This is a genomic window from Hymenobacter segetis (assembly GCF_054776495.1).
Map to the genome: position 1 here is coordinate 2,140,826 of NZ_BAAHBV010000001.1, position 13,159 is coordinate 2,153,984.

General features: G+C 58.4%; 10 protein-coding genes. 7 read left to right on the top strand and 3 right to left on the bottom strand.

Features of this window, described 5'->3' with window-relative positions; translation table 11 throughout:
- Positions 1 to 147: 147 nt before the first annotated feature.
- Positions 148 to 1,722, bottom strand: a complete 1,575-nt coding sequence (locus ACYU70_RS08885; RefSeq protein ID WP_342299523.1) for a T9SS type A sorting domain-containing protein — start codon at positions 1,720 to 1,722, stop codon at positions 148 to 150.
- Positions 1,723 to 1,896: 174 nt separating this feature from the next.
- Complete coding sequence (locus ACYU70_RS08890; protein WP_342299521.1) at positions 1,897 to 2,391, bottom strand: redoxin domain-containing protein; 495 nt, start codon at positions 2,389 to 2,391, stop codon at positions 1,897 to 1,899.
- 189 nt (positions 2,392 to 2,580) lie between these two features.
- On the opposite strand from ACYU70_RS08890, the gene ACYU70_RS08895 reads away from it, so the two are divergent.
- The 7 genes from ACYU70_RS08895 (at position 2,581) to ACYU70_RS08925 (ending at position 10,388) form a co-directional block, all read left to right on the top strand.
- Positions 2,581 to 3,516: a hypothetical protein gene (locus ACYU70_RS08895; protein ID WP_342299519.1), complete on the top strand. Its 936-nt coding sequence runs from the start codon at positions 2,581 to 2,583 to the stop codon at positions 3,514 to 3,516.
- 183 nt (positions 3,517 to 3,699) lie between these two features.
- Positions 3,700 to 4,176 (top strand): nucleoside deaminase, encoded by a 477-nt coding sequence (locus ACYU70_RS08900; RefSeq protein ID WP_342299517.1) that lies wholly within the window; start codon positions 3,700 to 3,702, stop codon positions 4,174 to 4,176.
- A gap of 140 nt (positions 4,177 to 4,316) precedes the next feature.
- The gene (locus ACYU70_RS08905; RefSeq protein WP_460615965.1) at positions 4,317 to 5,861 is read left to right on the top strand and encodes an FAD binding domain-containing protein; all 1,545 of its coding nucleotides are present in this window, start codon (positions 4,317 to 4,319) and stop codon (positions 5,859 to 5,861) included.
- A gap of 126 nt (positions 5,862 to 5,987) precedes the next feature.
- Positions 5,988 to 8,279, top strand: a complete 2,292-nt coding sequence (locus tag ACYU70_RS08910) for a xanthine dehydrogenase molybdopterin binding subunit (RefSeq protein ID WP_342298712.1) — start codon at positions 5,988 to 5,990, stop codon at positions 8,277 to 8,279.
- Positions 8,280 to 8,415: 136 nt separating this feature from the next.
- Positions 8,416 to 9,435 carry a hypothetical protein gene (locus ACYU70_RS08915; RefSeq protein ID WP_342298710.1) on the top strand — a complete coding sequence of 340 codons (1,020 nt, stop codon included), beginning with the start codon at positions 8,416 to 8,418 and terminating at the stop codon, positions 9,433 to 9,435.
- A gap of 3 nt (positions 9,436 to 9,438) precedes the next feature.
- A complete protein-coding gene (locus ACYU70_RS08920; RefSeq protein WP_342298708.1) occupies positions 9,439 to 9,810 on the top strand; it encodes a hypothetical protein in 372 nt (123 codons plus the stop codon).
- The gene (locus tag ACYU70_RS08925) at positions 9,807 to 10,388 is read left to right on the top strand and encodes a hypothetical protein (RefSeq protein ID WP_342298706.1); all 582 of its coding nucleotides are present in this window, start codon (positions 9,807 to 9,809) and stop codon (positions 10,386 to 10,388) included. The genes ACYU70_RS08920 and ACYU70_RS08925 overlap by 4 nt, the downstream gene beginning before the upstream one ends.
- Positions 10,389 to 10,516: 128 nt before the next feature.
- Here ACYU70_RS08925 and ACYU70_RS08930 read toward each other — a convergent pair whose 3' ends face one another.
- Entirely contained in the window at positions 10,517 to 12,925 is a 2,409-nt protein-coding gene (locus ACYU70_RS08930; protein WP_342298704.1) for a glycoside hydrolase family 3 N-terminal domain-containing protein, read from the bottom strand.
- Between the last annotated feature and the right edge of the window lie 234 nt (positions 12,926 to 13,159).

Below are 13,159 nucleotides of genomic sequence, written 5' to 3' on the forward strand. Positions count from 1 at the left end.
GAAGCCGAAGCAATCCGTCCTGTACCACGTGCTAAGCCCTGAGATGTGAAAAGCCCCGGTACTGTGCAGTGCCGGGGCTTTCTGGGACAAGAAAATGTCTGGGTTTAACGGGACGGATTGCTTCGCTACGCTCGCAATGACAAATACTTACTTCACCATCAGCTTTTCGCTGCGAGTCCCTTCGTTCGACTCCAGCCGCACGATATAGATGCCGGGAGCCACGCCCGCCAGCGGCAAAGGCAGCTGCTGCGGCCCGGCCGGATACGCTTTCTGGCGCACCACGGCCCGCACCAGCCGGCCGGTGGCATCGAGCAGCGACACCGTGACGGGGCCGGCCCGCTCCTGCTGGAAACTGATGCTGCCGCTGCCGCTGGCGGGGTTGGGGTACACGGCCATCTGCACGGTGCCGGGGGTGGTGGCCACGCCGGGCGCGGTGCTGAGCACGATGTTTTCGTCGCCGGCGCGGTAGGGCAGCAGGTCGAAATAAGTGAGCAGCATTTCGGCCGTCGTGCTCTCGCCCCACTGCGTGGTGAGGGGCGGGTTGTTGGGGTTGCGCGGGTTTTGGGCGGTGTTGTCGTACACGGCATCAGCCATGAGGCGCGAGCCGGCCGGGATTTTCAGCGGCGCGGTGAAGCGGAAAATGCCCTGCCAGCGAAAATCCCAGTCATTGATTTTGACCAACTTAATGGTGTCGCCGTTGGGCTTCACTACCCACACTTTCCAGCTTTTGCTGAGCAGGTGGGCGTGGGGCGCGGTGCTGAGAATGGTGACATCGGCCGGCACGTTGAGCTGGGCGTGGAAGGTGCTCACCTGGTTGGCCGGAATGATAAACGGCCCGTTGCTGAGCGTGCCCGGCGAAATAGCCGGCACCGTTTGGATGTAACGCGTGACGGGCTGGCGGGCAAAAAACACGTTCACCACCGACGAGTCTTTTTGCGTCACGTAGTTGGGGCCGTAGTGCACCTGCACCAGTAGCGAGGCGTGACGATAGAGCTTCTTGCCCATGCCCGAGGGATAAAACCGCGACTGCATGCCCGGCACCCAGGCCGCGAAGTTGGTTTCGAGGGGGTTGAAGCCAAAGCCGCCAAACTGCGTGTAGCCATAGCCGGGTGCGGCCGCATCCAGGGCCTGAGCCTGCTGCGTGGTATCCATGCCGATGATGACGTGATGCACAATGCCCTTGTTACCAGGCCGGAACTCGATGGCGGCGATGTCACGGTCGGCGGGCATGTTCACGGGCAGCACGAAAATGCGGTACATGTCCTGGCCATTGCCCTGATGCGTGAAGGCCTGGGCCATCGGAATCACCATATCGGGCGTGCCCAGCTGCGAGCCGCTGGGGTAAGTGGGCAGGGCCGGCGTGAGGGCGGGGTTACCCTGCGGCGTGCCGGCATCCACCCAAGCCCGGATTTTGGCGATTTCCGCGTTGGTCAACGTGTTTTCGTCGAGGTAGTGGCGGTAGTTGGGGTCGGGCTTCCACGGCGGCATGTAGCGCGTGCCGGTCACGTACTTGATGGTCTGGGCGTGGCTCACCACCTCGGCATAGGTGGTGAGTGGGAACGGAGCTACTTCGCCGGTGCGGTGGCAGGGCGTGCAGTGCTGGTACACCAGCGGCGCAATGTCCTGGCTGAAAGTGTACTGCGGAGTGGTTTGGGCCTGCGCCCGGGGGACAGCCACCCACAAAGCCAACAGCAGGAGCAACGGAGAGAAGCAGTGTTTCATGAGGTTTGAATGGCAGAGTTTAAGCAGAACGTCATGCTGAGTGTAGTCGAAGCATCTCGCGTGTGGTAGTAATTCAATCGTTGCAAAGGGTTAGCGGTGGCACCCGAGATGCTTCGGCTACGCTCAGCATGACGTTCATTGTGTTAAAGTTAACCCCCCAGGCTCTCTCCAAATCTACTCAATAAAGCAGCCCACCGGCTCGGTGCGCGGCACGGCAACCGGCTGGCCGGCAGTCACGGCGGCCAGCGCATCGGCCAACTCGTGCTGGCGCGTCACGGCGCGGTGCTGCCCCAGACCGGCGTAGGCATCATCGAGGCGGCCCTGGTAGAGGACGGTGCGACCGTCGGCGGCCACCACCACGACTTCGGGCGTGACGCGGGCGTGCAGCTTTTTGGTGAGCTGGTGGCCGGCATCGGCTTGCAATGGGAAGGCCAACTGGTAGGTTTTAGCGAAAGCCGCCAGCCCGGCCGGATTGGTTTCCCTGGCTGGAAACACACCTACAAACCGCACGCCCTGCGCCCCGTAGCGGCCGTGCAGCTCCCGCAGCGGCAGCGTGGCCGCCTGGCTGATGGGGCAGGTTTCGGCCAGAAAAACATAAACCGTGGCGCGTGGTACGGGCCCCGGGCCTGTTCCGAGAAAATGCAGCAGAAGAAGTAGCAAAAGCGGCATAGGCGAATTCTGAGAGAAGCAATTAGCAAAGAAAATTTTCATTCCGATGCCGGAGGAATCTGATAATTTGTTACTCAGATTCCTCCGGCATCGGAATGAAAAGCGTTTATCAGACACCTGCCTGATGGGCCGGGTTCCGACTTTTCGGCCCGGTTTTCGTTTACGCCGCTACAACTTCTCAACTCAACTATGAATACCGCTGTTTTACGCTCCCGCCTGCGGCCGTGGGGCACGGCTTTGGCCGCTGCTTCCCTCCTGCTGGCCACTGCCTGCTCGGCCCCGCGCGCTATCATCGCCACCGGCAAAGTCACCCCCCAGGGCGAGTTCCGGGTGGGCTACAACCAAGGTTTCAACCTGGCCACCGCGCCCCTGGCCAAAGCCGGCAGCGCTGTAAAGGAAGCCGCCAGTCAGGCCGCTACCCAGCAAAAAGTCGACTACACCGACGCCACCACGCAGCTGCAAGCCGCCGCCCTGGCCTACATCCTCGACCCGGTGCAGCCCACCGCCGACCTTAACATCCGCTACGGCATCGTGCCGCGCCTCGATGCCGGTTTCAAATACGCTTTCGGCTCCTATGTATTTGATACGCAGTACCAGCTACTCGGCCCCACCGGCTCGCCCGAAAACCCCGACCGGGGCGCGGTGAGCGGTACCACCTACGCCAGCATCGGCCTGCAGTTTGCCACCCAGCGCGCCAAGCTGCCCAGCCTGCCCTTCCTGTCCGACATCAACTCGGTGCTGAATTTCAGGGCCACGCGCAATGATTTGCTGGTGCCGCTCACCTTCAGTCAGTCGTTTGGGCCGGAGGAGGAAATCGGGGCCATCAGCTACGGCCTGGTGTACGCCCACAGCTGGGTGAGCTACGGCTTTGCGCCCACCAAAATCTACAACGGCTCGGTGCAGGTGCCCGAGCTGCCGCTGCAAAGCCGCAACTTTTCCTCCTTCGGTGGCTTCGTCAACCTCAAGCTGGGCTACCGGTATTTGTACGTCATCCCGGCCGTGTCCGTCTTCTACCAGAATTACGGCGACTACGCCCTGCTGAACGGAGCCAGCACCTCGCTGAGCGGCGTCACATTTGTGCCTTCTATTGGCCTGCAGCTGCGCATTCCGAATTTGATGAAATAGTCGCTCGCTATCCATCTTATCTGGCCCGAGTAGTGCGCCCCGAGCGGGTACGCTACTCGGGCTTTGTGTTGAAACCCATTTCCAAAGTTGGTTGGCAGCGAATATGGTATTCCGTCGCTTTCTTTGTTGCCCGTTTTTCAAAACTTTACGCAGCCTCTGCCGCTCACCTTTTCCGCCCCACCCATGGAAGCTCCCAACCCCGAATTCATGCGCGAAGCCATTCGCCTGTCCATCGACCAAATGAAGGCCGGCCACGGCGGCCCCTTCGGCGCGGTGGTGGTGAAGGACGGTAAAATCATTGCCCGCGGCTTCAACCAGGTCACCACCACCCACGACCCCACCTGCCACGCCGAAGTCGATGCCATCCGCAAAGCCTGCAAGGAATTAGGCACTTTCCAGCTCGACGGCTGCGACCTCTACACCAGCTGCGAGCCCTGCCCCATGTGCCTCGGGGCCATCTATTGGGCCCGCCCGCGCCGGGTGTTCTACGGCAACACCAAGGCCGATGCGGCCGCCATTGGCTTTGATGACCAGTTCATCTATGAAGAGCTGGACCAGCCCATGGAAAACCGTAAATTGCCCATGACGCAGCTGCTGCGCGATGAGGCTTTGGCCGGGTTTAAGGCCTGGACGGAACTGGAAGGCAAGACGGAGTATTAGTAGTTGATGAATACAAAGGCGGTCATGCTGAGCGCAGTCGAAGCATCTCTACCGCAGTAGTAATCCATTAAATTGAGTTAGTTGCGCGGTAGAGATGCTTCGACTGCGCTCAGCATGACGTTCCCATTGCTTTCTGATTTATGATTGAGTTTCTCCTCAACGACCAGCCCATTCGCACCAGCGAGGCCCCAGCCAGCGCCTTGCTCGATTTCGTGCGCTACCACGAGCAGCTGAAGGGCACCAAAATCGGCTGCCGCGAGGGCGACTGCGGGGCCTGCACTGTACTAGTGGGCGAGCTGAATGCCGACGGCCAGACCGTGAACTACCAGAGCATGACCAGCTGCCTCACGCCGCTGGGCAACGCCCACGGCAAGCACATCGTGACGGTAGAGGGCATCAACGCGGCCGGCAGCCAGCTCACGCCCGTGCAAAAGGCCATTGTCGACGAGGGCGGCTCGCAGTGCGGCTTCTGCACGGTAGGCTTCGTGATGTCGCTCACCGGCCACAGCCTGAGCACCCAGCCGGCCACCGAGAAAAGCACGATTGCCGCCATCGATGGCAACATCTGCCGCTGCACGGGCTACAAATCATTGGAGCGCGCCGCTGCCAAGCTCACGGCTGACCTAGCAGACCGGCCGAATGAAAATGCTTTGGCCTGGCTCAGTGAGAAGCAGTTCGTGCCCGGCTACTTTGCCGGGATTCCGGCCAAACTAGCCAAGCTGCGCCCCGATGAAGCCCCGGTAGCTGAAGCTTCTTCAGCAGTAATAGCAGCTGCGGCCACAGCCCATTCCAACGGCGGCAGCGCAGTTTCGACCTCGCCCAACGGCCACGCCCAAAACCAGAACGACCACGGCCACTTCCCTCCTGCCCCTTTCACCCATCCCCTCGTCGGCGGCGGTACTGACCTCATGGTGCAGCGCCTCGAAGAGTTGCGCGAACAGCCCGGCGTGCGCCTGATTTTCGACCAACCCGGCCGGCGCGGCATCCGCCACGAAACCACCGGGCGCGTGGTGCTGGGCGCCGCCACCACCGCCAGCCAGCTGCTCGAATCTGACCTGATGCGCGGGCTGCTGCCCAACCTGCCGCAGTACCTGAAACTGGTATCAAGCACGCCCATCCGCAACATGGGCACGGTGGCCGGCAACTTCATCAACGGCTCGCCGATTGGCGACCTCACTATTATGTTCCTGGCGCTTGGCGCGTCCGTCACGCTGCTCGACGCGGCCAGCGGCACCCGCGAGCTGGCCCTGCCCGACCTCTACCTGGGCTACAAAAAGCTGGCGAAGGCGGCCGACGAGCAGGTCATCGAAATCAGCTTCCCCGCCCCACTGGCCGGCGACTTCTTCCATTTCGAGAAAGTCTCCAAGCGCACCCACCTCGACATTGCCAGCGTGAATTCCGCCGCTTGGCTGCGGGTTGAAAACGGCATCATCCAAGCAGCCCGCGTGTCGGCCGGCGGCGTGGGCCCAGTGCCGCTGTACCTGGCCCGCACCAGCGAGTTTCTGGTGGGCCGCGAGCTGTCGGCCGAAACCGTGAGCGCCGCCAATGCTGTGATGCAGGAGGAAATCAGCCCGATTTCCGACGTGCGCGGCACCGCCGACTACAAGCGGCTATTGCTACGCCAGCTGCTGTGGGCGCATTTCCTGCAGTTTGCGCCGGAATTGGCAGTGGATGAATTGATTTAATTAGCAATATTAGACGGTCATGCTGAGCGAAGTCGAAGCATCTCTACCGCGATACTAAAATTGATTAGTTGCGCGGTAAAGATGCTTCGACTTCGCTCAGCATGACGTTCAAGAATTACCCGAACCATGAACCACCTCGACCCCAACCGCCACGTGCGCGGCGAATCGCAGTACCTCGACGACGTGCCCGTGCAGCAAGGCACGCTCTACGCGGCCGTGTTTGAAAGCCCGCTGGCCCACGGCGTGCTCCGTAGCCTCGATTTCAGCGCCGCGCTGACGGCGCCCGGCGTGGCGCGTGTGCTCACGGCGGCCGACATTCCCGGCGAAAACCAAATTGGCGGCATCGTGGCCGATGAGCCGCTGCTGGCCGAGGGGCACGTGCATTTTCGGGGGCAGCCGGTGGCGCTGGTACTGGCCCGCACCGAGGCGCAGGCCCACGCCGCCCTCAAGCTCATCAAGGTCGAAATCGACCCGCTGCCCATCATCACCGACCCGCGGGTGGCGGCGGCGCAGGGCGAATTCATCGTGCCGCCGCGCACCTTCAAAATCGGCGATTCGGCAGCGGCCTGGGCTTCTTGCGCGCACGTGTTCGAGGGCGTGGCCGAGAACGGCGGGCAGGAACATTTGTACATCGAAACGCAGGGCGCGTACGCCTTCCCCACGGAGATGGGCGGCGTGCGGATGATTTCTTCGACGCAGGGACCGACGGCCGTGCAGCGCCACACGGCCGTGGTGCTGGGCCTGGGCATGCACCAGGTGGAAGTGGACGTGACGCGCCTCGGCGGCGGCTTCGGGGGCAAGGAAGACCAGGCTACGCCCTGGGGCGCGTTGGCCGCGCTGGGCGCCTTCCTCACCAAAAAGCCGGTGAAGCTGGTGCTCGACCGCATGGCCGACATGCGCATGACCGGCAAGCGCCACCCCTACTCGTCCGATTTCAAAATCGGCTTTGATAAGGACCTCAAAATCGTGGCCTACGAAGTCACCTTCTTTCAGAACGCGGGCGCGGCGGCCGACCTCTCGCCGGCCGTGATGGAACGCACGCTCTTCCACGCCACCAACGCCTATTTCGTGCCCAACGTGACGGCTACGGCCTTTTCGTGCCGCACCAATCTGCCGCCCAACACCGCCTTCCGGGGCTTCGGCGGGCCGCAGGGCATGTTCGTGATAGAATCGGCCATGACCAAGGCGGCCGAGGAGCTGGGCCTGCCCACCCACGAGCTGCAGCGGTGCAACCTGCTGCGTGAGGGCGACCTGTTCTCGTACCGGCAGGCGGCCGAAATGTGCCACGCCGAGCAGGCCTGGGACACGGCCGCTCGCGAGTTCGACCTGGCCGGCATGCGGGCCGAAGTCGAGCAGTTCAACCAAACCAACAAGCTGAAGAAGAAGGGCTTCGCGGTGATGCCGATTTGCTTCGGCATCTCCTTCACCAAAACGCCCATGAACCAGACGCGGGCGCTGGTGCACATCTACTCCGACGGCTCGGTGGGCATCAGCACGGGCGCGGTGGAGATGGGCCAGGGCGTGAACACGAAAATCGCGCAGGTGGCGGCCCGCACGTTGGGCATTTCGATTAATCGCATCAAAATCGAAACCACCAACACCACCCGCGTGGCCAACACCTCGCCCAGCGCCGCCAGCGCCACCGCCGACCTCAACGGCAAGGCCACCGAAATGGCCTGCGCCGCCCTGCGGAAGCGGCTGCTGGAGCACGCCAGCACCGAGTACACGCTCAACTACGAGGGCCTCGAAATCCACGACGAGCAGGTGCTGGCCGCCGGCGTGCCCGCCGATACCAACTGGGAGAAGCTGGTGTCGTCGGCCTTCTGGAAGCGCGTGGCCCTCACCGAAAACGCCCACTACGCCACCCCCGACCTGCATTTCGACGCCACCGTGAACCAGGGCCACCCCTTCGCCTACCACGTGTACGGCACGGCCCTCACCAGCGTGACGGTGGACTGCCTGCGCGGCACCTACACCGTGGATGCCCTGCGCATTGCCCACGATTTCGGCCAGAGCTTCAACGAAATCATCGACCGCGGCCAGATTGAGGGCGGCGCGGTGCAGGGCATCGGCTGGATGACCATGGAAGAAGTGGCCTACAACGCCGAGGGCCGCCTGCTCAGCAACTCGCTCAACAGCTACAAAATCCCCGACATCTACGCCGCCCCCCGGGTGCTCGACGTGCATTTCCTCGACACGCCGGGCCACCCCAAGGCCATCCTGCGCTCCAAGGCCGTGGGCGAGCCGCCTCTCATGTACGGCATCGGCACCTACTTCGCCCTGCGCGACGCGGTGCGGGCCTTCCAGGGCCACACGGCCCTCCCCTTCTCCGCGCCGATGACGCCGGAAAAGGTGCTGGTGAGCTTGTACCCGGAGTTTGTGGGGATTAACGAAACTGCGACGGTGGCACGGGCTTAGCCGAGACAGTCTACCTTCTGAACTATATTGTTCAAAAGATAGATGGTACCTTTCTTGCCTCCGGCAGCATTATGATATCCAGTGCTTAGCCAAAGGAGAGGCAATTGATACATATTAGATTTTACCAGAATACCATATGAGAAAAAATTTATACTTCATACGAACTAAATATCAACTAAAAAGGCATTCAACAAATTGGAAAATCAGAAAAAGACATGCCACCCACATTATTTCCAATTATTTTAAGAGGAAAAATTTTAACAGCAACAGAAAATTCAAATCATACAAGGTTTTAGTAGCACCAGAAAACTTTTCTTTTATAGAGAACACAAATGAAGTGCTCAATTATTTTAATGCATCAAGAAATTTAATTACAAAAGCCAACCCTGTATATCTAGACATCTCAAAAATTTCTAATTTAACGCCTGATACAATTGCATTGTTAATGGCAAAATTGAGTGAAAAAGCAAGCAAAAAAGCTGGCTTCAGTGGCAATGCCCCAACAAAACCAGCTTTAAAAAAGCTCTTTATAGAATCTGGTTTTTATGATTATGTAAAGAGCAATGGAACAAAGGTTGCATCTCAAACAAACAAATTATGGAAACATTCAACCAATAATGAGGTTGTGAGTCAAATCGCCGGGAATGCAAAGAAAGCATGCAAAGACCTATTAATTTCCGATTCTAACAATGAGGTATCAGACCCGCTTTACAATCTTCTTGTTGAAGCAATGTCTAATACAATACATCACGCACAAAAAAATAATACGCTTGATGGACTTAACTGGTGGCTATATTACTACCTTGACGAAAACACCAATACACTAAAATATAGTTTCATTGACCTAGGAATAGGGATATTCAAAAGTGCAAACTTTAATACATTTAGAAAAGCTTTTAGCTATGTGTATAAAGGCAATATGTTTCTAGTAAAACCTTTTTTAGATGGCCAAATTACTTCTTCAAGAGAAAACGACAACGAAATAAGTGGCAAGGGTGTAAGGCAGATACTGAGCTGCTCCGCGTTACCTGAATTTAAACGCTTCATTATCATTACTAATGATGTAAAAATCGACGTCAAAACTCAGCAAAGCGAAGAATTAGACACTAACTTTGAAGGCACTTTCATCTATTGGGAAGTAGCAAACGTCACCTAAACCATGGAAATCAGAGATAGAATAAACATCGCCAAGGATTTTTCAGAATATCCAGGCGGCCGTTACAAATCTGAAGGAGCGTATTCCGGCGAGGACTTTTTACTGAATCATTTAATGGGAAAACTCATTGGTGCTCTAGTAGGCGGATATTTGCTGGAAATTGATTTAACTGGCATGAACGGATATCCATCATCATTTTTATCAGGTTCATTCGGCAAAATAACTTATGAATTAGGCAAAGTTATAGGAGCCAAAAAGGCCTCCGATGTTATCAGAAATCTAATCGTATTAAAATGCGATGATAGTGTCACTAGAATCCAAGCGGTTGAAAGTGAAATAGCAAATCCGGTTACAAAAACCGAGAAAAGGAAATGAAGGCCAATGACTGGGTAGCGAATGTAGGGCTATACACTATTGCCGGCGTAATAGGCATTGCATTGGGATGTATCATCCAAGCTAAGACACCGATTGAAATCGACCACAAAATCCGATATTCAGAGCTAATAAATTGGTTAATAACAATTTTTATCGGATTTTGGGTTGGCTATCGTTTAAAAAACGATTTTGAAAACAACAAAACTATTAAATCAATGCTGATTGATGATGTCAAATTCATTATATCAGAATTACACAAATCTAATTCCTTATTCAGTAAACTCAGGAGCGAAGTAAAAGAAAATGAATTTGACAACAGTCAACAACAGTCAATCAATTTTCAACTGAACTATGTTGACCAAAGAATTTACATATTTTGCGAAGCATTAAAAGAGAATTACAATTCACATTATAGAGAAATACAACAGAAATTAGTTGATAAATTTTTAGAATTAAATAAAATTGCAACAGACCCCGATGACGTAAATCAGAGCTATTTTGATAATGTCACGAGAAAAGCAACTGCGTTAGAATCTGAGCTTAAGAGTATCGTTCAAAAAATCGTCAGCAAAATGTGATTTAGTTCTACTAATGACATTTCATATTTATTATTCAACGCAAAAGAGGCTGAAGCTCCCGTAGCTTCAGCCTCTTTTCGTTTCTGTCGCAGCGCAGGGCTTTGGGGAAGGAGTTGGGCAGCGCTGAGCTACTCCGCCTTGCTCACGAACGTCTGCTTCGCCCGAATATCCGTCGAGGAGCTGCCGACCAGCACTTCGAATTCGCCGGGCTCGACTACCCAGTTCATGTTGCGGTCGAGCAGGGCCAAATCGTCGGGGCGGAGGGTGAAGTGGATGGTTTTCTTCTCGCCGGGGGCCAGGCTCACGCGCTCGAAGCCGCGCAGCTGGCTGTCGTAGGTGATGACGGTGCTGAGCTTGTCGCGCAGGTAGAGCTGGACCACTTCGTCGCCTTTTACCGGGCCGGTGTTGGCCACGTCCACCGCAATTTCGATGGGAGCTTTGGGGGCGGCTTCGCGGGGCGTTATCTGGAGGTTGGAATAGGCGAAGGTGGTGTAGCTCAGGCCGAAGCCGAAGGGATAGAGGGGGCCGTTGGTGGCGGTTTTGCCGCCGCCGTTGGGGTCGCCGCCGATGGGCTGGTCGGCCTGGGAGGCGGGCTTGAAGGGGAAGTTGAACTCAATCTGGCCGGTGCTTTTGGGGAAGGTCATGGGGAGCTTGCCGCCGGGGTTGTAGTTACCAAACAGCGCCTCGGCGATGGCCGTGCCGCCCGACGGGCCCGGAAACCACGCTTCCAGAATGGCCGGCACCTGGCGCGCCGCCCAGTTGATGGTGAGCGGCTGGCCGTTGATGAGCACCAACACCACAGGCTTGCCGGTGGCGTGCAGGGCCTCCAGCAGCTGTTGCTGGCGGCCGGGCAGCTCGAGCGAGGTGCGCGAGAGGCTTTCGCCCACGGTTTTGTCGTCTTCGCCCAGCACGGCCACGATGACGTCGGCGGCCTGGGCTTTGGCCACGGCTTCGGCGATGCCCTGTTGCTCGGGGGCGCTCAGGGGCGTGGGCACCAGCTCGGTATCGGGCCAGCCGGGGCACACCACGTCGCAGCCCTTGGCGTACTGCACCGTGAGGCCGGGGCCGGCGGCCGCTTGCAGGCCCTTGAGCACGGTGGTGACGGGGTTGTTCGAGGGGCCGTAGCGGCTGATGGCGGGGTCGGGATTATCGGCCAGCGGGCCTACTACGAGCAGGTTTTTGAGCTGGCTTTTTTGCAGGGGCAGGCGGGCGTTTTCGTTTTTCAGCAGGACCAGTGATTCGCGGTTGGCTTGCAGGGCGAAGGCCTCATCGGCGGGCGTGTGCACGGTTTTGTCGGCCTGCCGGGGGTCGGGCACGTAGGGCTGGTCGAAGAGGCCGAGGCGGAATTTCACGCGCAGCACCTCGCGCACCCGCGCATCGACGGTGGCCTGGGCCAGGCGGCCGGTTTTCACCAGCTCGCGCACGTTGTTGATGTAGGTGGCGGGGGTGTAGAAGTTGGTCCACACGTTCAGGCCGGCCTCCACGGCCTGGCGCGTGCCGTCGAGGAAATCGGGCGCCACGTGGTGCTTCTCGGAGATGAATTCCACCGCCCGGCTGTCGGACACTACGTAGCCATCGAAGCCGTATTGCTGGCGCAGCAACTCGGTGAGGAAATAATGGCTGCCGGTGATGGGCACGCCGTCCCAGTCGTTGTAGCTGCTCATCACGCCCAGCGGGTGGGCCTCCTGAATGACGCGCCGGAACGGGTAGAGGAACAGCTGGTGCAGCTCGCGCGGCGCCACGTGCGGGTCGGTGCGGGCGTTGCCGTCGCGCCCGCCCTTGGGCACGCTGTACACGGCGAAGTGCTTGAGCGTGGCGGCCACGCCTTGGCCCTGCACGCCGAGCACCATCTGCTTGCCCAGCTCCGCGATGAGGAAGGGGTCTTCGCCGTAGCACTCCACCACGCGGCCCCAGCGCGGGTCGCGGGCGGGGTCCAGAATGGGCACGTACACGTTGGTGTAGCCCAGGGCTTTGGCTTCGCGACCCACGGTTTCGCCGGCGCGGCGCACCAGGGCCTTATCCCAGCTGCTGCCGATGCCGATGGGCGCCGGCAAGGGCGTGGCGCGGTCGTGGTTCAGCCCGTGGATGCCTTCATTGGTGAAATCGACGGGGATGCCCAGCCGCGTTTCCTCCACGAACCAGCGCTGCACGTTGTTGATGCCCACGGCGTGCTGGCTGAACGGGTAGGTGTATTTGCTGGCGGCTTTCGGGGTATTGCGCACGCCGTTCAGCTCCTCGTCGATGTTGGCGATACCGTCTTTCCAGACTTCGTTTTTCCAGCCGGGCGTGGGCATCTCGTCCTTCAGCACCCGCCCGAAACCGTAGAGCGTGGCCATCTGGCAGGTTTTTTCGTCCAGGGTCATCTGGGCCAACAGGTCGTCCACGCGCTTTTCCAGCGGCTGCATCACATCCTCGTACACGTCGCGCCGGCCGTTTTTGTTGAAGTCGACCCAGCCCTTGTGGTAGAGGTTTTTCTGGGCGTGCGCCGTGGTGGCCAGCAGGCAGCCCAGGGCCAGCAGCAGGGGTTTTCGGTTCATAAAGCGCAGTCGGGTGGGATTTGAGGAAGCTGGAATCAGCTGTAAACTTCCCGCCATAATGGTCCGAAACCAACGCTTTTCTGCGCAAACGTTTACGGCCTACCCCTGGCTGGCAGTCAGTATGTTGGCCAGCGGCACTGCGATTGGAACAATATAATTTTTTGGGTTAAATATTTTATTATTCACCTATACAACATATGTTTACTGCTGCCTCAGGGCACCCCGCCAACATAT

Bases quoted from the DNA above. Each gene is read 5' to 3' on its own strand.
- ACYU70_RS08885 (WP_342299523.1), bottom strand. From the start codon at position 1,722: ATGAAACACTGCTTCTCTCCGTTGCTCCTGCTGTTGGCTTTGTGGGTG.
- ACYU70_RS08890 (WP_342299521.1), bottom strand. From the start codon at position 2,391: ATGCCGCTTTTGCTACTTCTTCTGCTGCATTTTCTCGGAACAGGCCCG.
- ACYU70_RS08895 (WP_342299519.1), top strand. From the start codon at position 2,581: ATGAATACCGCTGTTTTACGCTCCCGCCTGCGGCCGTGGGGCACGGCT.
- ACYU70_RS08900 (WP_342299517.1), top strand. From the start codon at position 3,700: ATGGAAGCTCCCAACCCCGAATTCATGCGCGAAGCCATTCGCCTGTCC.
- ACYU70_RS08905 (WP_460615965.1), top strand. From the start codon at position 4,317: ATGATTGAGTTTCTCCTCAACGACCAGCCCATTCGCACCAGCGAGGCC.
- ACYU70_RS08910 (WP_342298712.1), top strand. From the start codon at position 5,988: ATGAACCACCTCGACCCCAACCGCCACGTGCGCGGCGAATCGCAGTAC.
- ACYU70_RS08915 (WP_342298710.1), top strand. From the start codon at position 8,416: ATGAGAAAAAATTTATACTTCATACGAACTAAATATCAACTAAAAAGG.
- ACYU70_RS08920 (WP_342298708.1), top strand. From the start codon at position 9,439: ATGGAAATCAGAGATAGAATAAACATCGCCAAGGATTTTTCAGAATAT.
- ACYU70_RS08925 (WP_342298706.1), top strand. From the start codon at position 9,807: ATGAAGGCCAATGACTGGGTAGCGAATGTAGGGCTATACACTATTGCC.
- ACYU70_RS08930 (WP_342298704.1), bottom strand. From the start codon at position 12,925: ATGAACCGAAAACCCCTGCTGCTGGCCCTGGGCTGCCTGCTGGCCACC.